Below are 24,866 nucleotides of genomic sequence, written 5' to 3' on the forward strand. Positions count from 1 at the left end.
CCGTCCACAGGCCGGCGCCAGGGTGTCGGCGGGCGCGACTAACCTGGACCGACGATGAGCACCCTGTTCGACGGACTCGACCTCCCCGCGCGCCCGGGCCGCACCACGGCGCTGCCCGCGACCCTCGCCCCCCGCCCGGACGAGGACGACTGGGTGCCGCCCGAGGCGCCCCCCGAGGAGGACCCGGGCCCGTCGGACTCCTTGCCGGCGCAGGCCGACCCGTTCGCCGGCCTGCCCACGGCGGGCTCGGGGGCGCAGCTCCCGAGCCGGGCGGAGCGCGACGCGGCCCGTGCCGCGGCGGCCGGGGCGAGCGACGACGAGCGCGCCGAGTCCCTGCTCGTCGGGCTCAATCCGCAGCAGCGCGAGGCCGTGGCGCACGCCGGCGGTCCGCTGCTCATCGTCGCGGGCGCCGGCTCGGGCAAGACCCGGGTGCTCACGCACCGCGTCGCCCACCTGCTCGCCACCGGCCGCGCACGCCCGGGCGAGATCCTCGCGATCACGTTCACGAACAAGGCCGCCGCCGAGATGCGCGAACGCGTCGAGGACCTCGTCGGCGCCTCCGCCCAGCGCATGTGGGTCTCCACCTTCCACTCCGCCTGCGTGCGGATCCTGCGCCGCGAGCACGAGGCCCTCGGGATGCGCTCCTCGTTCTCCATCTACGACTCGGCGGACAGCCAGCGGCTCATCACGCTGGTCGGGCGCGAGCTCGACGTCGACCTCAAGCGCTTCCCTGCCAAGCTCCTCGCCCGCAAGATCTCCGACCTCAAGAACGAGCTGATCGACCCCGACGACCACGCGTCCTCGGTCATGGGCTCGGGCCAGGAGCTCGACGAGGTCGTCTCCCAGGTCTACCGCGGCTACGACGCGCGGCTGCGCCAGGCCAGCGCGATGGACTTCGACGACCTCATCATGCGCACGGTCCACCTGCTCCAGGCGTTCCCGGCGATCGCGGAGCACTACCACCGCCGGTTCCGGCACGTCCTGGTCGACGAGTACCAGGACACGAACCACGCCCAGTACGTCCTCGTCCGCGAGCTGTCCGGCGGCACCGAGGACGCCGGCGCGCCGACGGGCCCCGGGCAGGCGGTGCCGCACGCCGAGCTCACCGTCGTCGGCGACGCCGACCAGTCGATCTACGCCTTCCGCGGCGCCACGATCCGCAACATCCTCGAGTTCGAGGCCGACTACCCGGACGCCCGCACGATCCTGCTCGAGCAGAACTACCGCTCGACCCAGAACATCCTCACCGCGGCCAACGCGGTTATCACCCCCAACCCGGGGCGGCGCCCGAAGAACCTGTGGACCGACTCCGGCTCGGGCCCGCGCATCGTCGGCTACGTCGCGGACAGCGAGCACGAGGAGGCGCGGTTCGTCGTCGAGGAGGTCGACCGGCTGCGGGACGACGAGGGCGCCACCACCGGTGGGCCTGGGCCGGGCGAGCGCGCGCTGCGCTACGGCGACATGGCGATCTTCTACCGGACCAACGCCCAGTCCCGGGCGCTGGAGGAGATGCTGGTGCGGGCGGGCGTCCCGTACGTCGTCGTCGGGGGGACGCGCTTCTACGAGCGGCGCGAGATCAAGGACGCCGTCGCCTACCTGCGGGCCGTCGCCAACCCCGACGACGAGGCGAACCTGCGGCGCATCATCAACGTCCCCCGGCGAGGGCTCGGCGACAGGGCCGAGCAGATGCTCGAGCGGCACGCGGCGCGGGAGCGCGTCTCGTTCGGCCAGGCGATCGCCGACGCCGCCGGCACGCCGGGGGCGAGCGTCGACGGCCGGACGACCCCCGAGGTGCTCGGCCTGGCCACCCGCAGCCGCACCGCCGTGGGCGGCTTCCACGAGCTGATGAGCGGCCTGCGCGAGATGCTCGACGCCGGCTCGACCCCCGCAGAGATCCTCGACGCCGCCCTGGACCGGTCCGGCTACCTCGCCGAGCTGCGCGCCTCGGAGGACCCGCAGGACGCCGGCCGGGTGGAGAACCTCGCCGAGCTGCACGCCGTGGCCCAGGAGTTCGCCGAGGCCGACCCCGAGGCCACCCTGGGGGACTTCCTCGAGCGGGTCGCCCTCGTCGCCGACGCCGACCAGATCCCCGGCCGCGCGGGGGACGAGGGCGTCGTCACCCTCATGACCGTCCACACCGCCAAGGGCCTGGAGTTCCCGGTCGTGTTCGTCACCGGTCTCGAGGACGGCACGTTCCCGCACCAGCGCTCCCTGGGGGAGTCCGACCAGATCGCCGAGGAGCGCCGCCTCGCCTACGTCGCGCTCACCCGCGCGCGCGAGCGCCTCTACCTCTCCCGGGCGGCGGTGCGCACGGCGTTCGGCCTGCCCCAGGAGATGCCGGAGTCGCGGTTCGTCTCCGACATCCCGCCCGAGCTCGTCGAGTGGCGCCGCGAGCAGTCCTCGACCGACGCGATCCGTGGCTCCGGCCGCGGCGCCGACGGCCGCACCTGGGCCTCGGGCGTGCGGATCTCCCGCGCCGAGCCCCCACGCCCGGCGCGGCCGCCCCGGGGAGGTGCCTCCCCGGGGCCGTGGAAGCCCGGCGAGAACGTCCGCAAGGACGGCGAGGCGCGCTTCGGGTCCGCGACCCCGCGGCCCGACGTCGAGGTCCCGTCCCTGAGCCCGGGCGATCGCGTCACGCACGACGCCTACGGGCTCGGGACCGTCGTCTCGCTGGAGAATCCCGGCCCGTCCGCGGTCGCCAAGGTCGACTTCGGCGGCGGCCAGGTCAAGCGGCTGCTCCTGCGCTACGCGCCGGTGACCAAGCTCTGACGTGTCCGGCACGGCCGGGGACCTCGCGAGGACACCCGGCGTGAACGGGTGAGCCCGTGCCCGGATGCTGCTCCGAGAGGCCCTGACCACGGTGCTCGTGGTGCGTCTGTGGCTGGTGTGACCTGCGGGAATGGGCGGGCGAAGTGCGGGGATGTCTGCCCGCGCGTCGACCTCCCGCAGGGCAGAACCGAGTCATAGCGTGTGGCCGGACGACGTGGTAGCGGCGAGCGCCGGTGCAGCGAGCAACAGGTGGTGAGGCGATGGACGACCGTCAGCGACCAGACGGTTCGGTCGGTGCGCTGCGCGGCCCGACCGCACGAACCGGCCCGCCCCGCGGGGGCTCCTCGGCCCGCGACATCGTCCGCTCGGGACGCATCCCGGGCCTGGACGGCATCCGTGCGCTCGCCGTGGGCGCCGTGCTCGTGTTCCACCTCTTCCCGGCGTTCTCGCGCGGTGGGTTCATCGGCGTCGACCTGTTCTTCGTCCTGTCCGGCTTCCTCATCACGACCCTGCTGCTGCGCGAGATCGGGCGCTCGGGCCGGATCGACCTGCCCGGTTTCTGGCGGCGGCGTGCCAGACGCCTGCTGCCCGCCCTCGCGCTCGTCGTCGTCGTCACGGTGCCGGTGGCGGCCCTCGTCGAGCGCGACCTCATGGTCAACATCGGGCGGCAGGTGCTCGGCGCCCTGACGTTCTCCTCGAACTGGCTGGAGATCGCGGCGGGCTCCTCCTACGCCGACCAGACCGCGCCCCAGCTGTTCGTCAACTTCTGGTCCCTCGCCGTCGAGGAGCAGTTCTACCTCCTCTGGCCGCTGCTCGCGCTACCGCTCGTCAAGCTCGTCCGCGCCCCCCGGGCGCTCGCCGCCGTCGCGATCGTCGTCGCCGTGGTCTCGGGCATCCTCATGGCCGTCCTCGTGACCCCCGGCGCCGACCCGACGCGCGTCTACTACGGCACCGACACCCACCTGTTCGGCCTCATGCTCGGGATCGCGCTGGCGTTCGTCGCGCAGGACTCCCGCGGGCCGCTCACCGCGCCCGCGTGGCAGCGAGCGCGACCGGTCGTGCCGTTCGTCGGCCTCGCGGTGCTGCTCCTGCTCTCGACATTCATGGCGTTCGACTCCGTGTGGACGTTCCGCGGCGGCCTGTTCGCCGCCTCGCTCGCCGCGGCGCTGCTCGTGGCCGCGCTCCTCGGCCCGCGCACCTGGTTCACCGCCGTCATGGAGCTCGCGCCGCTGCGCTGGCTGGGCGAGCGCTCGTACGGCATCTACCTCTGGCACTGGCCGGTCGTCATCGTCCTCGACGCGCTCGTGCCGACTGCCGAGGGCTCCGCCGCACGGACCGTCCTGCGGCTCGCCGCGCTCGTCGTCACCCTCGGGGTGTCCGCCGCTTCCTACGAGTGGCTCGAGCAGCCCGTGCGCCGCAACGGCATCCGCGCCACGCTGCGCTCCTGGCTCGCCGCCATCACGGGTTTCCGCCCCGCCGCCGCAGCGCCCGCCCGCATGGCCGGCGCGCTCGGGCTCCTGCTCGTGGCCGGGACCGGGGTGGCCGTCGCCACCGCGCCCGACCAGACCGACACGGCCGCCCAGATCGAGACCAACGAGGACCGCCTGGCCCAGCAGCGCGCCGAGGAGCTCGCCGCCGCCGAGGAGGCGCAGGGGGCCGCGGGAGAGGCGCCGTCGGGCGGCGAGGACGCCGTGCCGGGGGAGCAGCCGCCGGAGGCCGAGGAGGGGGCCGGCGAGGAGAACTCCGGTTCGGAGAGCCCTGGTGAGGAGGGGTCCGGCGAGGCGGCCCCGTCGGACGAGGAGCCTGCGGAGGAGACGGACCCGATCGACTCCGACGCCGACTTCTCCGTGCCCACGGGCGACGAGCTGTCCGTGTTCGGCGACTCGATGGTCGTCACGACGCTCGACGCCCTGGAGTACTACTACCCGGGCGTGCACGTCAGCGCCCTGTCGAACGACCAGTGGCCGGCGGGGGAGGCCGTCGTCGACGCCGCGATCGAGGCCGGCACGGTGCGCCGCGCCGTCGTCGTCCACTACGGGACCAACGGCGGCGTGCCCGACCCGAGCATCCCCGAGCGGATCCTCGATGCGCTGGGCCCCGACCGGCCCGTCGTGCTCGTCAACCTCTACGGCGCGTCGTCGTGGATCCCCGCCGCGAACGAGGAGCTCGAGCGCCTCGCCGAGGGCCGGGACAACGTGGCGATCGCGGACTGGAACGCCACCGCGACGGCGAACCCCGGCGCGCTGCAGGCGGACAACATCCACCCCGACATCGACGGTGCCCACGAGTACACGCACACGCTGACGGCTGCGTTCGAGGAGATCGCCGAGCGCCACGGCCAGGGATAGGACAACGCCCCGCCACGGTCGTCCCAAGACTTGGCCACGATTGCCGGAAACCGCGGAGATCCGCCGTGGAACGTGGTCTGGCACACCCTGAGACGGTCCGGCCGGGACCTAGGTCCCGCGCTACGCTCCCAGCGGTGTCCCGGAGTCGAGACACCGCCAACGAGCGAGGGAAGGAACCATCGGGTGGACCTCTTCGAGTATCAGGCGCGCGACATGTTCGAGAAGCACGGCGTCCCCGTGCTGCCGGGCATCGTCGCCTCGACCCCGGCCGAGGCGCGCGCCGCCTACGAGGAGCTCGGTGGCGAGCTCGCGGTCATCAAGGCACAGGTGAAGATCGGCGGTCGCGGCAAGGCCGGCGGCGTCAAGCTCGCCCGCTCCGCCGACGAGGCCGAGCAGCACGCCCAGGCCATCCTCGGCATGGACATCAAGGGCCACACCGCCCGCAAGGTGCTCGTCGCCGCCGGCGCGGACATCGACACCGAGTACTACTTCTCCGTTCTCCTCGACCGCTCCGAGCGCCGCTACCTCGCCATGGCGTCCGTCGAGGGCGGCATGGAGATCGAGCAGCTCGCCGTCGAGCGTCCCGAGGCCCTCGCCCGCGTCCCCGTCGACCCGGTCGTCGGCATCGACAAGGCCAAGGCCGACGAGATCGTCGCCGCCGCCGGGTTCTCCGACGACGTCGCCCCGAAGGTCGCCGACGCGATCCAGCGGCTGTGGACCGTCTACCGCGAGGAGGACGCCACGCTCGTGGAGGTCAACCCCCTCGTGCGCACCCCCGACGGCGACATCATCGCCCTCGACGGCAAGGTCTCCCTCGACGACAACGCCTCCTTCCGCCACGAGGACCACGAGGCGCTGGTCGACGCGGCGTCGGAGGACCCGCTCGAGGCCAAGGCCAAGGCCAAGGGGCTCAACTACGTCAAGCTCGACGGCTCGGTCGGCATCATCGGCAACGGCGCGGGCCTCGTGATGTCCACGCTCGACGTCGTGGCCTACGCGGGCGAGACGCACGGGGTCGGACCGGCGAACTTCCTCGACATCGGCGGCGGCGCCTCGGCCCAGATCATGGCCGACGGCCTCGACGTCATCCTCGGCGATACGCAGGTCCGCTCGGTCTTCGTCAACGTCTTCGGCGGCATCACCGCCTGCGACGAGGTCGCCCGCGGCATCGTCCAGGCGCTCGAGATCATCGGCGACCAGGCCACCAAGCCGCTCGTCGTGCGGCTCGACGGCAACAACGTCGAGCAGGGCCGGGCGATCCTCGCCGAGGCGAACCACCCCCTGGTCACCCAGGCGGACACCATGGACGGCGGCGCGGCCAAGGCCGCCGAGCTCGCGGCAGCGAAGTAAGGAACGGGACCCACCACCATGTCGATCTTTCTCAACCGCGACTCCAAGGTCATCGTCCAGGGCATCACGGGCTCCGAGGGCACCAAGCACACCGGCCGCATGCTCGCCGCCGGCACGAACGTCGTCGGCGGAACCAACCCGCGCAAGGCCGGCACCACCGTCGACTTCGACGTGACGCCGATCGGCCCGGGCGCCGAGGAGCGCACCGGCGGGGCGGTGTCCGTCCCCGTGTTCGGCACGGTCGCCGAGGCCAGGGAGGCCACCGGCGCGAACGTGTCGGTCATCTTCGTCCCGCCGGCGTTCGCCAAGGGCGCCGTCGTCGAGGCCGTCGACGCCGGGGTCGAGCTGGTCGTCATCATCACCGAGGGCATCCCGGTCAAGGACTCCGCCGAGTTCTTCACCTACGCGCAGACCAAGGGCGTGCGCCTCATCGGCCCGAACTGCCCCGGGATCATCACGCCCGGCCAGTCCAACGTGGGCATCACCCCGCCGGACATCACCGGTCCCGGCCGCATCGGCCTGGTCTCGAAGTCGGGCACGCTGACCTACCAGATGATGTACGAGCTGTCCGACATCGGCTTCTCCACGGCCATCGGCATCGGCGGTGACCCGGTCGTCGGCACCACGCACATCGACGCCCTGCGCGAGTTCGAGGCCGACCCGGACACCGACCTCATCGTCATGATCGGCGAGATCGGCGGCGACGCCGAGGAGCGGGCGGCGGCGTTCATCAAGGACAACGTCACCAAGCCGGTCGTCGGATACGTCGCCGGCTTCACCGCCCCCGAGGGCAAGACGATGGGCCACGCCGGCGCCATCGTCTCCGGCTCCGCCGGCACGGCCGCGGCCAAGCAGGAGGCCCTCGAGGCCGCCGGCGTCCGCGTGGGCAAGACCCCCACGGAGACGGCGAACCTCGCCAAGGAGATCCTCGCGGCGAAGGCCTGACCCGACGTCGGGCCCGCACCCGCGGCCCGGTGCTGCACGGACGTACGCCCCCGGGCGACCAGATGGTCGCCCGGGGGCGTATGTCGTCGTCGGGCTTGCGCAGTGTCGGGTGCCGGGTGCCGAGGGGCGCGGGCCGCGGCCCGCGGTGAGCACCGACACCCGGGCGTGGCTCCCGCTCTCGGGCGACGATCGGCGCGACCATGTCCCCGATGACCGCCACGACGACCCGACCCGCGGCGACCGGCACCGGCCGCCGGTTGCTCCTGCCCGAGGGCTGGCTGCGCGCGCTCGTCGCCGCCCTCGAGGCGGCGCTGCTGGGCTGGCTGGTCTGCGTGGTCCCCGCGATCGCCGCCTACGTGGCCACGGCCGCCTCGCCGGCGCTGGGGGAGACGACGTGGCAGTCCGCGCTCGGCGTGGGCTCGGCCGCCTGGCTGCTCGGCCACGGCGCGCCGGCCGGGACGCTCTCGCTCGTGCCGCTCGGCCTCAGCGCGGTCCTCGCCGCGCTCGTCATGGCCACCGCCCGGCGCCACGTCCTGGTCGGCGCGACCCACGTCGTCGTCGGCGTCGGCTACGTCGTCCTCGTGCAGGGCGTCAGCCTCCTCTCGCCGTTCGACGTCGACCACCTGCGCCTCGCGCTCGGGTCCGCCCTCGTGGCCGCGGCCGGTGGCCTGTGGTCGTGGTGGCGCACCGGGGCTCGGACCAGGGACGTCATCGCCGACGACGCCGCGGCCGCCCCGAGCGACCGGTTCGGGTACCGCAGCCTCCTGGTCGGTGTCCGCGCCCTGCGCGGTGCGGCCGCGACGCTCGCCGTGCTCGTCTGCCTCGGCCTGCTCGCGTCGGTGGCCGCGCTCGCGCTGCACGCCGACCGGGTCCTCGCCCTCCACGAGTCCTTCGACGCCGGGGTCGTCGGGGCCACCGTGCTCGTGCTCGGCCAGCTCGCGTACCTGCCGACCCTGGGGGTGTGGGCGCTGTCCTACATCGCGGGTCCGGGCTTCGCCGTCGGCGCCGGGACCTCGGTCGCGCCCGGCGGTGTCGAGCTCGGCGCCGTCCCGGGCATCCCGCTCCTCGGCGCGCTGCCGGAGTCGCCGTCACCGCTGGGCGCCTGGCCCGTGCTGCTGGTCGTCGTCGCGGGCGCCGTCGGGGCCTGGTGGACGAGCCGGCCCGGCCACGCCCACCGCCTCGTCGACGCCGTCGCCGGCGCGCTCGGCGCCGCCCTGATCGTGGGAAGCGCGACCCTCGTGGCCGCACTGGCGTCGTCGGGCGGCATCGGCTCGGGGCGGATGGCCGACCTCGGCCCCGACGCCCTCGTGCTCGCCGGCCTCGTGACCGCAGGGGTCGCGCTCGGCGCCCTCCTCACCACGGTCCTTCTCCACCCCCTCGTCCGCGCCGGGATCGCCGGCGGTGTCCGCTCCGTGCGGGGGCGCACGGGAGGTACGGAGGGCACGGACGACGCTGACGCGGGGTCCGGGGCCGCCACAGCAGGGACGTCTACGAAGGGTCCGCGGAGCGAGAAGGGTCCGCGGGGTGAGAAGGGCGCGGCCGCTACGCAGGGCGCAGCGAGCACGACGGACTCGGCGAGCGCGGGTGCGGCGGGGGAGAGCGTGGCGAGGTCGACCGGTGCCGGGAGCGGCGCCGGCACGACCTCGACGCAGTCCTCCTCGGCCCGCTCGAACCGGTCGCGGACGTCGTCGACGCGCACCACCTCGTCGACGAGCGCCACATCCACGACCCGCACCACGTCGTCGGCGAGCGCCGGCCGCTGGTCGGTGACGGGCTCCATGGCGAGCTCCTCGCGGTCCCGCGGCGGTCGAGCGCACGGCGCCGCGGCCTCGGGCTCGACGCGCTGACGGCGCCGCGGCCTCGGACCCGTGGGGCTGACCGCCCCCGGCGTCGGTCAGGCGGCGTAGTCAGGCGGTGGCGGTGACCTGCCGGTCGGCCGAGGTGCGTGCGCGGTCGAGCGCCCGGAGGAGGTCCTCGACCAGGTCCCCGGCGTCCTCGATGCCGACGGAGATCCGCACGAGGTCGTCCGGCACCTGCAGGGGCGTGCCGACGGCGGCGAGGTGCGTCATCGTCGCCGGGTGCTCGATGAGCGACTCCACCCCGCCGAGCGACTCGGCGAGCGTGAACAGCTCGGTGGACTCGACGAAGGTGCGCGCCGCCTCGGCGTCGGTCAGGCGGACCGAGACCATGCCGCCGAACCCGGACATCTGGCGGGCGGCGACGTCGTGCCCGGGATGGGTGGTGAGGCCGGGGTAGGCGACCTCGGTGACGAGCGCGTGGTCCGCGAGGGCCTCGGCGACCCTCGCGGCGTTCGTACAGTGCCGGTCCATCCGCACGGCGAGCGTCTTGATCCCGCGGCTGACCAGCCAGGAGTCGAACGGGGACAGGCCGGTGCCCGCCCCGTTCTGCAGGTCGGCCAGGGCCTCGCGCCACGTGTCGTCGGCGAGGACCACCGCGCCGCCCACGACGTCGGAGTGCCCGCCCAGGTACTTGGTCAGCGAGTGCACGACGAGGTCGGCCCCCAGGGCGATCGGCTGCTGGAGGTAGGGCGTGGCGAAGGTGTTGTCGACGACGACGACCGCCCCGGCCGCGTGGGCGATCTCGGCGACCGCGGCGACGTCGACGATCCGCAGCAGCGGGTTGCTCGGGGTCTCGATCCAGACGACCCGCGGCGGGGTGTGCGCGACGGCCGCCCGCACGGCGTCGACGTCGGACAGGTCGACCGTGGACAGCGTGACGCCCCACGGGCCGAAGGTCGACTCGATGAGCCGGTGCGTCCCGGCGTACGCGTCGTCGCCGAGCAGGACGTGCGCCCCGGGGCCCGTCAGCGTCCGCAGCACGGCGTCCTCGGCGGCCATCCCGCTGGCGAACGTGAACGCCCCCGCGCCGCCCTCGAGCTCGGTGAGCGTCTCCTGCAGCGCGTCCCGCGTCGGGTTGCCGGTGCGGGTGTACTCGTAGCCCGCCCGCAGGACACCCACGGAGTCGTGGCGGAAGGTCGAGGAGAGGTGGAGCGGCCTGCTCACCGCGCCCGTCGCCGGGTCGGGGGACTGGCCCGCGTGGATGGTCCTGGTGCTCGGCTGCGTCATGCCCGCGACGCTAACGGCGCGGCGGAGCGGGCGCTGACGGCGAGGAGCGGTGTCCGGGACGTGGGACGGCGGGACCGGGGTCGGTGGCTCCGGAGCGTCCCTCAGCCGATGGGGAGCATGTCCCGCAGCCGGTCGTCGAGCTCGTTGGCGCAGGCTTCCCGCCCCTGGTTCGTCACGGCGCCGTCGAGGCACTCCTGGTGGTCGAGCTGGATGTTCCAGGCGAGCGCGGGCAGCAGGTGGAGCGCCGCGACGATCGAGCCGATGACGATCGTCACGACGGTCGAGCGCGCACGGCGCTGCTCGAGGGTGGGTCCCGGGCGGTCCTCGGGTGCGTCAGCGGCGCCGGCCCGGCCACCACTGCCGCCCTTTGCACCGCGGCTGCCCTGGCCGCCGACTGGCCCGGCCGGTCCCGCACCCGCCGTCGGTGCGCGGAACCGACGCGCGTAGACCGCGGCGGCGAGGCCCATGAGCGCGAGCACCCCCAGCCCGATGCTCTGCGGGAAGCGGGTGACGACCAGGGTGCCCAGGGCGCTGCCGATGACCAGGACGCTGGCCGCCGTCGACCAGCGGGCCAGCTGCGTGGCACGCTCCTCCTCCGCGGACCCGGACGGCCCCGGGTCGCTCGTCGGGGCGGGCGTCCGTCCGGTCGGTGGCGTCGTCACCGACCCATTGTCACCTCTTCGACGTCTACCGTTGGTCGTCGTGACCACCTCCGCCGCGCAGCGGCTGCGCCTCGTCGTGCTCGTCTCCGGATCGGGGACGCTCCTCCAGGCCGTCCTCGACGCCGCTGCGGGCGGGGCGCCGATCGATGTGGTCGCCGTCGGCGCGGACCGGCCGGGAACGCTCGGCGAGCAGCGCGCCCGGCGGGCGGGCGTGCCGACGTTCGTCGTCGCCCTCGGGGACCACCCGGACCGCGGGGCCTGGGACGCCCGGCTCGCGGAAGAGATCACCACCTGGTCGCCGGACGTGGTCGTGAGCGCGGGGTTCATGAAGATCCTCGGCCCGGCCGTGCTGGCCGCCGGCACCGTGCTCAACACGCACCCCGCGCTCCTGCCCGCCTTTCCCGGCGCCCACGGGGTGCGGGACGCCCTCGCCCATGGGGTGCGCGTCACCGGCTGTACCTGCCACGTGGTCGACGCCGGGGTCGACACCGGACCGATCGTCGACCAACGGGCCGTGCGGATCGAGCAGGACGACACGGAGGCGACGCTCCACGAGCGCATCAAGATCGAGGAGCGGGACATGCTCGTCGACGTCCTCACCCGGCTCGCCCGGGGCGAGCTCGCGCTCCCGGAGACGCGTCCCACGTCCTGACGGCGCGCCGTGCGCCGCGGGAGCGAGCCGTAGACTGGCCACCGGTCGCGACTGGCGAACGAGGTGGGTGACCACCGGGGAGCGACCGACGCACCCCTCACCGCGCCGCTCGCCTGGGCGCCGGGGCCGGGCGCCCGCCGCGCCCGGGACCGCCGACCCGAGGAGGACCCCGTGACCGTCCAGCCGAACACCGACGCCGCGCCCGACGCCGACGCCCCGTCCACGAGCACCGCACCCGGGACGGGCCCCGAGCGCTCCGTCCGGGCCGCCGCGGACCGCCACCAGGTCCGTCGCGCGCTCGTCTCCGTCTACGACAAGACCGGCCTGGAGGACCTCGCCCGGGCGCTCGCGGAGGCGCGCGTGGAGATCGTCTCCACGGGCTCGACCGCCGCCCTCATCGCCGACGCCGGTATCCCCGTCACCCCCGTCGAGGCCGTCACCGGGTTCCCCGAGTGCCTCGACGGACGGGTCAAGACGCTGCACCCGAACGTCCACGCCGGAGTCCTGGCCGACCGTCGGCTGCCCGCGCACCGCGAGCAGCTCGACGAGCTCGGCATCGAGCCGTTCGACCTCGTCGTCGTCAACCTCTACCCGTTCGCGCAGACCGTCGCCTCCGGTGCCGGGTACGACGCCGCGGTCGAGCAGATCGACATCGGCGGACCCACGATGGTGCGCGCCGCGGCGAAGAACCACCCCTCGGTCGCGGTCGTCGTCGACCCGGGCCGGTACGGCGAGGTCGTCGCCGCGCTGGACGCCGGCGGGTTCACGTTCGCCGAGCGGCGGGCGCTCGCCGCCGACGCCTTCGCCCACACCGCCTCCTACGACTCGGCCGTCGCCTCATGGTTCGCCGAGCAGGTCGGGAAGGCCGAGACCGCGTCGACCGGCTATGACGCCGACGCCCCCGTCGCGCAGGCACCGGCCTTCGTGGGGCTGGCGCTCGAGCGGCGCGCCACCCTGCGCTACGGCGAGAACCCGCACCAGGCCGCCGCCCTGTACGCCCCCGCGGGTGCCGTCGACGGTATCGCGGGAGCGACTCAGCTGCAGGGCAAGGCGATGAGCTACAACAACTACGTCGACGCCGACGCCGCCCTGCGTGCCGCACTCGACCACGAGCGGCCCGCGGTGGCGATCATCAAGCACGCCAACCCGTGCGGAATCGCGGTCGGTCAGGACGTCGAGGAGGCCTACCGCGCCGCGCACGCCTGCGACCCGGTCTCGGCCTACGGCGGCGTCATCGCCGTGAACCGGCCCGTGACCGCCGCGATGGCCCGGGCCATGAAGGGCGTGTTCACCGAGGTGCTCGTCGCACCGGAGATCGAGCCGGAGGCCGTCGAGGTGCTGTCCACGCGGAAGAACCTCCGCGTCCTCACGGTGACCCCGGCGCCGCGCGACGGCACGGAGATCCGACCCGTCACCGGCGGTGCGCTCGTCCAGGCCCGCGACGCGGTCGACGCCCCCGGCGACGCCGTGGAGGCCTGGACCCACGTGGCGGGCGAGCCGGCCGACGCGGCCACGCTCGCGGACCTGGAGTTCGCGTGGCGGTCCGTGCGGTCCGTGCGCTCGAACGCGGTGCTGCTCGCGCACGCCGGCGCGACCGTGGGCGTGGGCATGGGCCAGGTCAACCGCGTGGACTCCTGCCGGCTCGCCGTCGAGCGCGCGAACACGCTCGGGGTCGAGGTGAGCTCGGACGTCGACTCCGCGGGCGGCGCGCAGGCCACCGGTGCGGCCGCGCGGCCCGAGCGTGCGCGCGGCGCGGTCGCCGCGTCCGACGCGTTCTTCCCGTTCGCCGACGGGCTGCAGGTGCTCCTCGACGCCGGCGTCCGCGCCGTCGTGCACCCGGGTGGCTCGATCCGCGACGACGAGGTCACCGCGGCCGCGCAGGCCGCCGGCGTGACGATGTACCTCACGGGCACCCGCCACTTCGCCCACTGAGCCGGGCCCGGCCCGGTGCGCGGTCAGCGGCGCGCGATCGCGTCGCGCAGCCGCCGGGACGGGTCCGCCGCGACGGCGGCGTCGAGGTTGGGCCGGCCCCCGCCCGCCAGCGCGCGGCGCAGCGGCGGCACGTCGCGGGGGTGGTCGGCCGTGGCGGCACCGACGAGCCGGCCGGCGTCGTCGGTCCACAGCCAGGTGATCCCGGCGTCGTCCGACCGTTCCACGGTGGGCGGTCCGGTCGGGTCGCCGAGGACCGCGACGTCGTGCCCGAACATCTCCGAGAAGACGTAGGACGCCGGCGGTGGTGGGGCATCGAGGCCGAGGACGCCCGCCGCGAGCGCCGTCGGGTGGTGCAGCGCTCCCTCCCAGTGGGCACCCGGCTCCGTGCGGCCGTCGGGACGGACGGTCGCCGCGGCGTCCCCGACCGCCCACAGCCACGTCGGCCCGTCCAGGGCCCGTCCCAGGGCGTCGACCCGCACGTGACCGGTCGGGGCGAGCGGGGCGGCGCCGGCCAGCCAGTCCGTCTCCGGCACGGCCCCGAGTGCCGCGAGCACGACGTCGGCACGCACCTCGCGGCCGTCCGTCAGGGTGACGACGCGCTCGCCCGGGTCGGCCGGTCCGGCGTCGGGGCCCTCGGCCGGTCCGGCGTCGGAGGCTGCGGCCGGGTCGGCCGGTCCGGCGGCCTCGCGCGTCAGGGCGACGGTGGACACGCCGGTCCCGGTGAGCAGCTCGACCCCCGCGGACTCGAACCAGCCGCGGACGTGGCGCCCGAGCACGCGGGGCGCACGACCGAGCGGCTCGTCGGCGGTCTCGACGACCGTCACCCGGACCCCCGCCGCGGCGGCCGCCCCCGCTACTTCCGCGCCGATCCAGCCCGCGCCGACGACGACGAGCCGCGCTCCGGGTGCGAGCGCGGCCCGCAGACCCGTGGCGTCGGCGGCCGACCGCAGGGTCCGCGCGCCCGGCCACGGAGCGGCGACGGCGCGCGCACCGGTCGCGGCGACGACGACGCGGGCGCGCACGACCGTGCCGTCGTCGAGCGTGACCTCGGCCCTGGCGCCGGCGGGCGCCCCGGGACCGGTCGTCGTGCGGACCGCCGGTCGTGGCGTCGTGCCGGGGGTGCTCCCGGCCGCGTCCTCTCCGGTGGTGTAATCGCCGGCCGCGTCATCGCCCGCCAGGTCTCGCACCGACCGGACGGCCGCCCGGCGATGGGGGACACCGAGCGCGTCGAGGTCGCCGAGGCCGCCCGCGGACAGCAGCGGGGGTGCCTCCTGTGTGAAGAGGTGGGTCGACAGGGTGGTGCGGTCGTACGGGTCGCCCTCCTCGGCGCCGACGAGGAGCACCGTCCCGGCCAGGCCCGCCTCCCGCAGGGCGGCCGCCGTCCGCAGGCCCGCCAGGCCGCCGCCCGCCACGAGGACGTCGACCTGCTCGGGACGGGCTGCCGGCGGACGCATCCGCCCACGGTAGCCTCGCCGCGTGACGACGAACCGGGCACCCGTCCTCCCCGGACTCGCGATCCTCGGCTGGGTCGCGGTCGTCGTGCTCGTCGGCGTCGTCGTCGGCGTGCCGACCGCCTGCTACCTGCTCGCCGGCATGCTCGTCGTCATGGCCGTGGTCCGGGCCGCGTTCGGCGCGCGCGAGATCATCGGGGGCCGCGCGCTCGCGATCGACCTCGCCACGCTGCTCGGTGCGGCGGCCGTCCTGGCCTTCCTCGCCCCGTGGGGGAACGCCGTCGCGGTCTGACGGCCGGGCCGGGCGCGACGGCCGCCATCGCCGGAGCGGAGCGCCACACGCGGCCCGCCACCACGCCCGGTCGACCGACCCGATAATGGACGGGTGCACCCGCTACTTCAGGACTCCTTGCTCGTCCTCGTCTTCGTCCTCATCGGCGGGGTGTTCGCGGCCTCGGAGTTCGCGCTCGTCTCGCTGCGTGAGTCGCAGGTCCGATCGATGGCCGCCCGCGGCGGAAGCGGCGCCACCGTCGCGAAGCTGACCGAGAACCCCAACACCTTCCTGTCCGCGGTGCAGGTCGGCGTCACGCTCGCGGGCTTCTTCTCGGCCTCCTACGGCGCGTCGACGATCGCCCCCTACGTCTCCCCCTACCTCGTGGACTGGGGACTCTCCGAGCGGGTCGCCGGCACAGCGGCGTTCATCGGCATCACGCTCATCGTGTCCTACATGTCGCTCGTCTTCGGCGAGATGGTGCCCAAGCGGCTCGCGATGCAGGGCGCCGAGAAGTTCTCGATGATCGTGGCCCGGCCGCTCAACGTCATCGCCCTCGTCCTGCGCCCCGTCATCTGGCTGCTCGACGTCTCCACCAACCTCGTGCTCCGTGTCCTGGGCCGCGACCCGCACGCCCGCGCGGAGGAGATGGACGCCGAGGAGCTGCGCCAGATCGTCGCCGGCCACGAGGGGCTCGGCGCCGAGGAGCGCCAGATCGTCACCGACCTGCTCGCGGTGGGGGAGCGGTCCGTCCAGGAGGTGATGACGCCGCGCACGGAGGTCGAGTTCCTCGACGCCGACACCCCGATCGAGGACGCGCGCGCGACGGTGGGGTCGATGGAGCACTCGCGCTACCCGGTCCGCGGCGAGAACGACGACGACATCCTCGGCTTCGTCCACGTCCGCGACTTCATCAACCCCGGCCCCGAGATCCGGTTCGTGCGGGACCTCGTGCGCGAGACCCTGTACTTCCCGACGGGCAAGGAGGTCCTCTCGACGCTCACCGAGATGCGCCGCACGCACGCGCACTTCGCCGTCATCGTCGACGAGTACGGCGGCACCGACGGCATCGTGACGATGGAGGACGTCGTCGAGGAGTTCGTCGGCGAGATCCACGACGAGTACGACCGTGAGGAGCCGGAGGTCGTGGAGGGAGCCGGCGCCGACGACGTCTCCGGGCTGCTCAGCCGCGCAGAGATCCAGCGGCTGTTCGATGTCGAGCTGCCGGAGGGCCCCTACGACACGCTCGCGGGCTACATCATGTCCGAGCTCGGTCGTCTGCCGGCCGAGGGCGACGCCGTGGCCTGGGGCGACGCGACGCTCACCGTGCGGACCCTCGACGGACGCCGCATCGACCGCGTCACCGTCACGCGGCCCGAGCCGGAGCCCGAGGACACCCGTGCGGACGGGGCGGACGCGTCCGTCGCCGGTGCCGACGGGGAGCAGGCCCGCGCCGGTGCGGCCGACGACGGACGACCCGGCCCGGACCGGCCGCACGCCCACTAACCTGGAGGCGCGCGGGGCACCCACCGGCAGGCCGCGACCCGACCTGGCGGCGCCCCACCGGCCCACGTCCGCACATCCCCGACGAAGGAGTCCTGCATGTCCGCCACCCCCGTGAACGTCACCGTCACGGGCGCCGCCGGCCAGATCGGCTACGCCCTGCTCTTCCGCATCGCCTCGGGCCAGCTGCTGGGCGCCGACACGCCCGTGCGCCTGCGTCTGCTCGAGATCCCGCAGGCCGTCAAGGCGGCCGAGGGCACCGCGATGGAGCTGGCGGACGGCGCGTTCCCGCTCCTGGCCGGCGTCGACATCTTCGACGACCCGGTCAAGGCCTTCGACGGCACCAACGTCGGCCTGCTCGTGGGCGCACGCCCGCGGGGCGCCGGCATGGAGCGCGGCGACCTGCTCGCGGCCAACGGCGGCATCTTCGGCCCCCAGGGCAAGGCGATCAACGCCGGCGCCGCGGACGACGTCCGGGTCCTCGTCGTCGGTAACCCGGCCAACACCAACGCGCTCATCGCGGCCAAGAACGCCCCCGACGTCCCGGCCTCTCGCTTCACCGCGATGACCCGCCTGGACCACAACCGGGCCGTCAGCCAGCTCGCCTCGAAGACCGGCGCCGCCGTGAGCGACATCGACCGGCTGACGATCTGGGGCAACCACTCCTCGACCCAGTACCCGGACCTCACGCAGACGACGATCGCCGGCAAGCCCGTCACCGACCTGCTCGCCGACCGCGAGTGGGTCGAGAACGACTTCATCCCGACCGTCGCCAAGCGCGGGGCGGCCATCATCGAGGCGCGCGGCGCGTCGTCGGCGGCCTCGGCCGCGTCGGCCGCGATCGACCACGTGCACGACTGGGTGAACGGCGTGACGGGCTCGTGGACGTCGGCGGCCATCTACTCCGACGGCTCCCACTACGGCGTGCCCGAGGGCATCGTCTACTCCTTCCCCGTGACGTCGGAGAACGGCGAGTGGAAGGTCGTCGAGGGCCTCGACGTCGACGAGTTCTCCCGCGGCCGGATGGACGCCACCGCTGCGGAGCTCGTCGAGGAGCGCGACGCCGTCGCGGAGCTAGGCCTGATCTGATCCGTCCCGCCGGCGGGTGAGCCGGCGGGTCGTCCGTGGCTTGCGAGCGGGTGGGGACCACGGCACGTTGCCGGAGCGGACCCCGGTAGATCGCCGGAGCGGACCTCACGGGGCCGCCACCTACGGGTGGCGGCCCCGTCGTCGTTCGTGCTCGTCAAAGGTGCGGTGCGCCCGCTGGTTCTCGCGATGTGGGACCTCGGCATCGTCCGAGATTCCCAGGTCGCGGCGGGGATAGCGTCACGGTTCCCCTCGAGATCAAGGAGAACCATGAGGACCCCTCGACGCGTGATCGGTGGCGCTGCGCTCGGCACGCTGCTCCTGACGGTGGCCGCCTGCGGTGCCGACGATGCTGCGAACGACGACGACACCGCGACGGACGAGTCCGCGACGGACGACGACGCCGGAGAGAGCGAGTCCGGGACGGACGGGGCCGGCGGCTCGGGAGACGCCGTCGACGACGAGGAGCTCGCGCCCGGGCAGCACGAGTTCGCGGCCGAGATCGACGGTCACGACAGGAGCGGAGTCGTGCTCCTGCCGTCCGGCTGGACGCCCGACGCCGATCTCCCGCTCGTGGTCAACCTGCACGGATCCGGCTCGGACGGCGCCGAGCAGGTCCTGTGGTCCGCCGCTACCGGCACGGCGGACGCGGAGGGCTACGTCGTCGTGCTCCCCGACGGAGGGTTCGAGGACCCGGACGGCGGTCGGCTGTGGAACGTCCCCGGCGTGACCGACGCGCCTGACGACGCCCCGGACGACATCGCCTTCCTCCAGGCTCTGGTCGACTGGTCCGCCGAGGAGTACGGGACCTCGACCCAGGACGTCTTCGCGACCGGCTACTCCGGCGGGGGCCGGATGATCTCGCAGGCCGCGTGCGACGACCCGGACCTGTTCCGTGCCATCGCGCCCGTGACGGGACTTCGCTCCGGGGCGCCCGTCGAGGGCGAGGACGGCTGGGTGCCCGACCCCGCCACCTGCGAGCCGGACGAGGTCACGCCGATCGTCACGTTCGTCGGCACCGACGACCCGGTGAACCCGCTCGACGGGGGCGGCGCCGACTACTGGCGTTACGGGCACGAGGCCGCCCTCGACCGGTGGGCCGAGATCGGCGGCTACGAGGTCCGGGAGGACACGGACCAGGGGGACGGCGTCACCCTCACCTCCATCGGCGACGGCGAGGGCCCCGACGAGATCCGCTCGTGGTCCATCGACGGGGCCGGACACGTCTGGCCCGGATCGCCGGCGTTCGAGGAGGAGACCGACTGGGCCGGGACGCCCACGGACGCGATCGATGCGAACGAGCTCATCTGGGACTTCTTCGAGCAGTTCCTGGGCGAGAACCCGACTGCCGACGCAGGGCGCTGAGGCGTCGGACGTGGGTCGGCGGGCGCTGTGGACGTCCGACGACGTCCGCAGCGACCGCCGCACGTGACGGTGGTCAGGGTCGTGAGGGTGTGCGACACTCCCGTCCGAAGGCGCGGTGAACGGGAGATGCACAGTCGACGACGAGTGTGCTGACCGGTCCTGCAGGGCGGTCGCCCGGGGCGAGGATGGTCCGGGCACCGGTGACGGTCGCCCACCCTGCCCATGTCCCCACCCGGCAAGGAGCAACACGACGTGACTGTTCGCCCCATCACCGGACGACGGGGGGTGGGGCTGGGCGCTGTCGTCGCTCTCGGTCTGACCTCCGCCGTCGTTCCCGTCGCCGCGGCGCCCGCGGTGGCCGCACCCGACGACTCCGACGTCATCATCAACGAGTACTACGCGCGCGGTGGGTCCGCGAACGCGCCGTACCAGCAGAAGTTCGTCGAGCTGTACAACCCGACGAGCGAGCCGATCGACCTGTCGGGCATGTCGCTGCAGTACCGGTCCGCGACCGGCACCGGTGCCACGAGCGGCAACGCCGCGCTCGAGGGCACGATCGAGCCCGGTGAGTACTTCGTGGTCTCCGGCGGTTCGAACGGATCGACCGGTCAGGACCTCTCCGAGCTGTCTGACCTTCACGTCGGCGGCTCGCTCAACCCGGGCGGGAGCAACGGGGTGATCGTCCTCGTCGACGGCACGGACAACGTCACGCTGCCGCAGGGCAGCGTGGCGACCGGTGACCTCGACGGCGCGATCGTCGACCTCGTCGGGACGGGCACCGCGACGACGTTCGAGGGCACGGGGGCTGCTGCCAACCAGGGTGGTACCACTGACCCGCTGTCCTGGCAGCGCGACGGCCACGCGGACACCGACGACAACGCGGCCGACTTCGAGATGGCCGCCCCGACCCCGGAGATCGAGGGCGGTGGCACGGACCCCGACCCCGACCCGGATCCGGACCCCGAGCCGGGCGAGCCCCTGACGATCGAGCAGATCCAGGGCATCGGCGACGCGACCCCGTACGACGGCGACGCCGTCACCACACGCGGCGTCGTCACCGCCGTCTACCCGGCCGGCGGGTTCGACGGCTTCACCATCCAGACCGAGGGCACCGGAGGCGACCTGAGCGAGCACACCGCCTCGTCGGGCATCTTCGTCTACGGACCCGACGTCGTCGGCGACGTGGAGATCGGCGACTTCGTCGAGGTCTCCGGCACCGCCGGCGAGTACTTCGGCCTCACCCAGATCTCCGGGCCGACCGTGACGCCTCTGGAGGAGGAGTTCACCGACGTCGAGCCGGTCGAGATCGCCTGGCCCGAGACCGACGCGGAGCGCGAGCTCTACGAGTCCATGCTCATGCTGCCGACCGACGAGTTCACCGTCACCAACACCTACTGGACGCTCCAGTACGGCGAGGTCGGCCTCGCCACCGGCGACAGCCCGCTCATCACCCCGACCGACGTCGCCAACCCGGTCACGGACCCCGAGGGCGTCGCCGCCGTCGAGGCCGACAACGCCGCCCGCGGCGTCGTGCTCAACGACGGGTCGAGCTTTAACCTCATCAACTTCGACTTCGACGACCACGAGATCCCGCTGCCGTACGTCACGCCCGACGCGCCCCTGCGGACCGGCGCAGCCGCGACGTTCGAGGCCCCGGTGATCGTCGACTTCCGCCGCGTCCAGAACGGCGACAGCGCATGGAGCTTCCAGCCCACCACCCGCGCCAGCGGCGAGAACTACACCGACTGGCTCGAGTTCGAGAACGACCGCGCCGAGCACGCCGCCCCGGCGGAGGTCGGCGGCAACATCCAGGTCGCCTCGTTCAACGTCCTCAACTACTTCTCCACCCTCGGCGAGGACGAGGAGAACTGCGACTTCTACCCCGACCGTGAGGGCAACCCGACCACGGCCGACTGGTGCGACGTCCGCGGGGCCTGGTCCAGCGAGGCGTTCGCCCGCCAGGAGGAGAAGATCGTCGACGCGATCAACACCCTCGACGCCGACGTCGTCGCGCTCGAGGAGATCGAGAACTCGGCCGAGTTCGGTCAGGACCGCGACGCGGCCCTCGCCACGCTGACCGAGGCGCTCAACGAGGACGCCGGCGCCGGCACGTGGGGCTACGTCGAGTCGCCCGCCGAGCTCCCCGCGGACGAGGACGTCATCCGTACGGCCTTCATCTACCGGGTCGACACGATCTCGCCCGTCGGCGAGTCGCTGATCCTCACCGACAGCGACGCGTTCGGCAACGCGCGCGAGCCGCTCGCGCAGGAGTTCGCCGCGGTCGGCGCGGACGAGGAGCTCTCGGAGACGACCTTCGTCGTCACCGCGAACCACTTCAAGTCCAAGGGCTCCGGCACCGACGACGGCACGGGCCAGGGCAACGCCAACCCGGACCGCATCGCGCAGGCCGAGGCCCTCGTCGAGTGGACCGAGGGGAACTGGGGCGCCGACCAGCCCGTCCTGCAGGCCGGTGACTTCAACGCCTACTCGGCCGAGGACCCCATGCAGGTCTTCTACGACGCGGGGTACACGAACCTCACGGAGTTCGACCGCTCGGGCGCGCACAGCTACAACTTCGACGGCATGGACGGGTCGCTCGACCACATCCTCGCCAACGAGGCTGCGCTCGAGCTCTTCACGGGCTCGACGATCTGGGAGATCAACGCCAACGAGCCGCTCGCGCTCGAGTACAGCCGGCACAACTACAACGTGACGAACTTCCACGAGGTCTCCCCGTTCCGGTCCTCCGACCACAACCCGGGCATCGTCGGCCTCGACATCCCCCTCGACGCCGAGCCTCCGGCCGACCCGGGTCCGCTGTCGCTCACGGTGGTCAACCGGCAGGACGGTGTGGTGGGTTCGACGGGCTGGTTGTTCGAGTCGGAGGACGGCGCGTCGTTCTACGTCGCGGACAACAACCGGTCCACCGGTGAGGACGGCGTCGAGACGCTTGTCGACGAGGACTCCGCGTTCGGGTCGATCGTGGTCAACGGTCTGCCGGCCGGCGACTACACGGTGACCAACCAGTCGCCCGGTTCCTCGGGCTACCGCGCGCCGGAGCCGATCTCGGTGACGATCACGGGCGAGGAGCAGTCGCTGGAGCCGTTCGTCATGCTCGGCAACGGTTCGACCTCGGTGTTCGCGTACGACGAGGACGGCGAGCTCGTCCCGGGTGTCACCTACCGCTTCACCAGTGCCGAGGGCGAGACCTTCGAGATCGCGGACGGGTCCGAGCAGGACACCTCCGACGTCGAGGGCCGCGTGAGCGTGGGCGGCCTGGAGCTGGTGGACTGGACGATCGAGCTCGTCGAGGTGCCGGACGGCTTCGAACTCGACGAGGAGGCGTCCCTGACGGTTCCGCTGTCGCCGGGCACGCCGCACCGTATGGCCGGTTCGTTCACGCTCGCGGCCGCCCCGGTGGTGCCGGGCCCGGTGAGCTTCTCGGTGGCGGACTCCTCGGGGTACACGATCTCCAACACGGTGTGGCAGTTCACGGACGCCGAAGGCGCCACGTTCACGGTGGCGGACAACAACGCTCGGGCTGCGGACCTGGAGGACATCGACGACGAGCGCAGTCAGGTCACCGTGTCCGGGATCTCGGCCGGTGAGTACACGGTGGAGAACACCTCTGTGGCCTCGCCGTGGCGTGCACCGGAGCCGTTCTCGGTGACGGTCACCGGCGACGAGCAGGACCTCGGCGAGTTCCTCATGCCCGGTAACGGCCGCATCGCGGTGTGGGTGCAGGACCAGGACGAGGAGCCGATCGAGGGCGTGACGTTCCGATTCACGGCTGCCGACGGAACGGAGATCGACGTCGTCGACGGGTCCGAGGAGGACCTGGCGCCGGCCGTGGGCACGGTCCGTGCCGGTGAGCTGGAGCTGGGCACGTACCAGGTCTCGATCGTCGACGCCCCGGGCTACGCGTTCGACCCGGAGGAGACCCTCGAGGTCACGATCGACTCCGGTACCCCGAACAGGTTCGCCGGCGGCTTCACCCTGACCCAGGCCGTTCCGGGTCCGGTGACGATCGATGTCGACGACGTGGACGGACAGTGGGTGAACTTCACGACGTGGCAGTTCACGGACGTCAACGACCCGGAGTCGGTGTTCGTCGTCAACGACAACAACTACTACAGCCAGGACATCGCCAACCTGCAGGACACCGACGACGAGTTCGGTGTCACGACGTTCACGGGCCTGCCGGCCGGTGAGTACGAGGTCGAGGCGCTGCGGGTGCCCGACGCCTGGCGTGCGCCGGAGCCGTTCACCATCGAGGTGACCGGTGAGGAGCAGGCGTTCGAGCCGTGGGTGCTGCCCGGGAACGGGACGGTGACCGCGATGGCTCGGGACGAGGACGGTGCGCTGCTCGCCGGTGCGACGTTCCTGTTCACCGCGCCGGACGGTACGGCGATCGAGGTGGTCGACGGCGGTGAGCTGGACACCAACCCGAACGACGGTGTCGTGCGGCTCTCGGAGCTGGAGTTCGGTACGTACTCGGTCCAGGTGGTCGCGGCCCCGGAGGGCTACGAGTTCGACGCCGAGGACGTCCGCGAGGTCACGCTCACGCGCAGCTCCTACGTCGGATCCATCGGCCGGGCCTTCGAGCTCACCGAGGCGCCGGTCGAGCCGGAGCCGGAGCCGGAGCCGGTCCCGCCGACGCCGGGTCGTGGGTTCTACCTCAACGACGGCTGGGACATCTGGGCGGACCACGAGTTCTCCTTCGGCCGCCCCGGTGACGACGTCCTGGTCGGTGACTGGGACGGCGACGGCTCCGACACGCTTGCTGTGCGTCGGGGCAACAGCTACTTCCTGTCCAACACCCTGTACGGGGGCAACGCGGACGTGGAGCTGACCTACGGCCGCGCGAGCGACACCGTGCTCGTGGGTGACTGGGACGGCGACGGCGTGGACACCCTGGCCGTGCGTCGTGGCAACGCCTACTTCGTGTCGAACTCGCTCGCGGGCGGCAACGCGGACACGGAGCTGACGTACGGCCTTAGCACCGACACGGTCCTGGTGGGTGACTGGGACGGCAACGGGACGGACACCTTCGGTGTGCGTCGCGGGAACGCCTACTTCCTGGCGAACTCGCTGGCCGGTGGGAACGCGGACGTGCAGCTGACCTACGGCCGGGCGAGCGACACGGTGCTGGTGGGTGACTGGGACGGCAACGGCGTGGATTCGTTCGCGGTGCGTCGCGGTAACCAGTACCTGGTGTCGAACTCGCTGACCGGCGGATGGGCCGACCGCGAGGTCCGCTACGGCCGGGTCTCCGACGAGGTGTTCGTCGGTGACTGGGACGGCGACGGCTCCGACACCCTCGGTGTGCGCCGCTGACCCGCACACACGGTCACGCGTGAGCGGGCCCCGCACCCAGATCGGGTGCGGGGCCCGCTTCGTCGTATCGAGGGGATCGTGCTCAGCCGAGCGGTGGGCGATGTGCTCG

The 24,866-nt window shown here is 73.3% G+C and carries 15 protein-coding genes and 1 riboswitch; of the genes, 12 read left to right on the forward strand and 3 right to left on the reverse strand.

Annotated elements, in window-relative coordinates; translation table 11 throughout:
- Positions 1-54 precede the first annotated feature (54 nt).
- The 5 genes from AC24HA_RS06490 to AC24HA_RS06510 all read left to right on the forward strand — a co-directional run bounded on the left by AC24HA_RS06490 (position 55) and on the right by AC24HA_RS06510 (position 9,259).
- A complete protein-coding gene (locus tag AC24HA_RS06490) occupies positions 55-2,769 on the forward strand; it encodes a UvrD-helicase domain-containing protein (RefSeq protein ID WP_425708263.1) in 2,715 nt (904 codons plus the stop codon).
- A gap of 260 nt (positions 2,770-3,029) precedes the next feature.
- Entirely contained in the window at positions 3,030-5,117 is a 2,088-nt protein-coding gene (locus AC24HA_RS06495) for an acyltransferase family protein (RefSeq protein ID WP_425708262.1), read from the forward strand.
- 183 nt (positions 5,118-5,300) lie between these two features.
- Complete coding sequence (sucC, locus tag AC24HA_RS06500; RefSeq protein WP_425708261.1) at positions 5,301-6,467, forward strand: ADP-forming succinate--CoA ligase subunit beta; 1,167 nt, start codon at positions 5,301-5,303, stop codon at positions 6,465-6,467.
- A gap of 18 nt (positions 6,468-6,485) precedes the next feature.
- Positions 6,486-7,412: a succinate--CoA ligase subunit alpha gene (sucD, locus tag AC24HA_RS06505; RefSeq protein ID WP_425708260.1), complete on the forward strand. Its 927-nt coding sequence runs from the start codon at positions 6,486-6,488 to the stop codon at positions 7,410-7,412.
- A 209-nt stretch (positions 7,413-7,621) separates the two neighbouring features.
- Positions 7,622-9,259: a cell division protein PerM gene (locus tag AC24HA_RS06510; protein WP_425708259.1), complete on the forward strand. Its 1,638-nt coding sequence runs from the start codon at positions 7,622-7,624 to the stop codon at positions 9,257-9,259.
- A gap of 60 nt (positions 9,260-9,319) precedes the next feature.
- On the opposite strand, the gene AC24HA_RS06515 is transcribed toward AC24HA_RS06510, so the two are convergent.
- Together AC24HA_RS06515 and AC24HA_RS06520 are read right to left on the reverse strand one after the other, a co-directional pair.
- Positions 9,320-10,498 carry a cystathionine gamma-synthase gene (locus AC24HA_RS06515; protein ID WP_425708258.1) on the reverse strand — a complete coding sequence of 393 codons (1,179 nt, stop codon included), beginning with the start codon at positions 10,496-10,498 and terminating at the stop codon, positions 9,320-9,322.
- A gap of 101 nt (positions 10,499-10,599) precedes the next feature.
- Entirely contained in the window at positions 10,600-11,160 is a 561-nt protein-coding gene (locus AC24HA_RS06520; RefSeq protein ID WP_425708257.1) for a hypothetical protein, read from the reverse strand.
- Positions 11,161-11,200: 40 nt separating this feature from the next.
- Here AC24HA_RS06520 and purN point away from each other — a divergent pair, with 40 nt between their 5' ends.
- Positions 11,201-11,812, forward strand: a complete 612-nt coding sequence (gene purN, locus AC24HA_RS06525; RefSeq protein ID WP_425708256.1) for a phosphoribosylglycinamide formyltransferase — start codon at positions 11,201-11,203, stop codon at positions 11,810-11,812.
- A 37-nt stretch (positions 11,813-11,849) separates the two neighbouring features.
- A riboswitch (ZMP/ZTP riboswitch) is annotated at positions 11,850-11,938 on the forward strand.
- Between the two features lie 45 nt (positions 11,939-11,983).
- Positions 11,984-13,744: a bifunctional phosphoribosylaminoimidazolecarboxamide formyltransferase/IMP cyclohydrolase gene (gene purH, locus AC24HA_RS06530; protein WP_487563590.1), complete on the forward strand. Its 1,761-nt coding sequence runs from the start codon at positions 11,984-11,986 to the stop codon at positions 13,742-13,744.
- A 23-nt stretch (positions 13,745-13,767) separates the two neighbouring features.
- On the opposite strand, the gene AC24HA_RS06535 is transcribed toward purH, so the two are convergent.
- Entirely contained in the window at positions 13,768-15,198 is a 1,431-nt protein-coding gene (locus tag AC24HA_RS06535; RefSeq protein WP_425708255.1) for an FAD-dependent oxidoreductase, read from the reverse strand.
- A gap of 22 nt (positions 15,199-15,220) precedes the next feature.
- Here AC24HA_RS06535 and AC24HA_RS06540 point away from each other — a divergent pair, with 22 nt between their 5' ends.
- The 5 genes from AC24HA_RS06540 (at position 15,221) to AC24HA_RS06560 (ending at position 24,757) form a co-directional block, all read left to right on the forward strand.
- Positions 15,221-15,487, forward strand: coding sequence for a hypothetical protein (locus AC24HA_RS06540; protein ID WP_425708254.1), 267 nt, complete (start codon positions 15,221-15,223; stop codon positions 15,485-15,487).
- 93 nt (positions 15,488-15,580) lie between these two features.
- Positions 15,581-16,972, forward strand: coding sequence for a hemolysin family protein (locus tag AC24HA_RS06545; RefSeq protein WP_425708253.1), 1,392 nt, complete (start codon positions 15,581-15,583; stop codon positions 16,970-16,972).
- Between the two features lie 96 nt (positions 16,973-17,068).
- Positions 17,069-18,058 (forward strand): malate dehydrogenase, encoded by a 990-nt coding sequence (locus tag AC24HA_RS06550; protein ID WP_425708252.1) that lies wholly within the window; start codon positions 17,069-17,071, stop codon positions 18,056-18,058.
- Between the two features lie 267 nt (positions 18,059-18,325).
- Positions 18,326-19,420 (forward strand): CE1 family esterase, encoded by a 1,095-nt coding sequence (locus tag AC24HA_RS06555; RefSeq protein WP_425708251.1) that lies wholly within the window; start codon positions 18,326-18,328, stop codon positions 19,418-19,420.
- 252 nt (positions 19,421-19,672) lie between these two features.
- The gene (locus AC24HA_RS06560) at positions 19,673-24,757 is read left to right on the forward strand and encodes an ExeM/NucH family extracellular endonuclease (protein WP_425708250.1); all 5,085 of its coding nucleotides are present in this window, start codon (positions 19,673-19,675) and stop codon (positions 24,755-24,757) included.
- The last annotated feature ends 109 nt before the right edge of the window (positions 24,758-24,866 follow it).

The sequence above is a fragment of the Georgenia sp. Z1491 genome, assembly GCF_057652395.1.

What these genes read in the sequence shown, in the direction of transcription:
- AC24HA_RS06515 (WP_425708258.1), bottom strand. Translation starts at nt 10,498, where the DNA reads ATGACGCAGCCGAGCACCAGGACCATCCACGCGGGCCAGTCCCCCGAC.
- sucD (WP_425708260.1), top strand. Translation starts at nt 6,486, where the DNA reads ATGTCGATCTTTCTCAACCGCGACTCCAAGGTCATCGTCCAGGGCATC.
- AC24HA_RS06555 (WP_425708251.1), top strand. Translation starts at nt 18,326, where the DNA reads ATGAGGACCCCTCGACGCGTGATCGGTGGCGCTGCGCTCGGCACGCTG.
- AC24HA_RS06495 (WP_425708262.1), top strand. Translation starts at nt 3,030, where the DNA reads ATGGACGACCGTCAGCGACCAGACGGTTCGGTCGGTGCGCTGCGCGGC.
- AC24HA_RS06510 (WP_425708259.1), top strand. Translation starts at nt 7,622, where the DNA reads ATGACCGCCACGACGACCCGACCCGCGGCGACCGGCACCGGCCGCCGG.
- AC24HA_RS06490 (WP_425708263.1), top strand. Translation starts at nt 55, where the DNA reads ATGAGCACCCTGTTCGACGGACTCGACCTCCCCGCGCGCCCGGGCCGC.
- AC24HA_RS06535 (WP_425708255.1), bottom strand. Translation starts at nt 15,198, where the DNA reads ATGCGTCCGCCGGCAGCCCGTCCCGAGCAGGTCGACGTCCTCGTGGCG.
- AC24HA_RS06550 (WP_425708252.1), top strand. Translation starts at nt 17,069, where the DNA reads ATGTCCGCCACCCCCGTGAACGTCACCGTCACGGGCGCCGCCGGCCAG.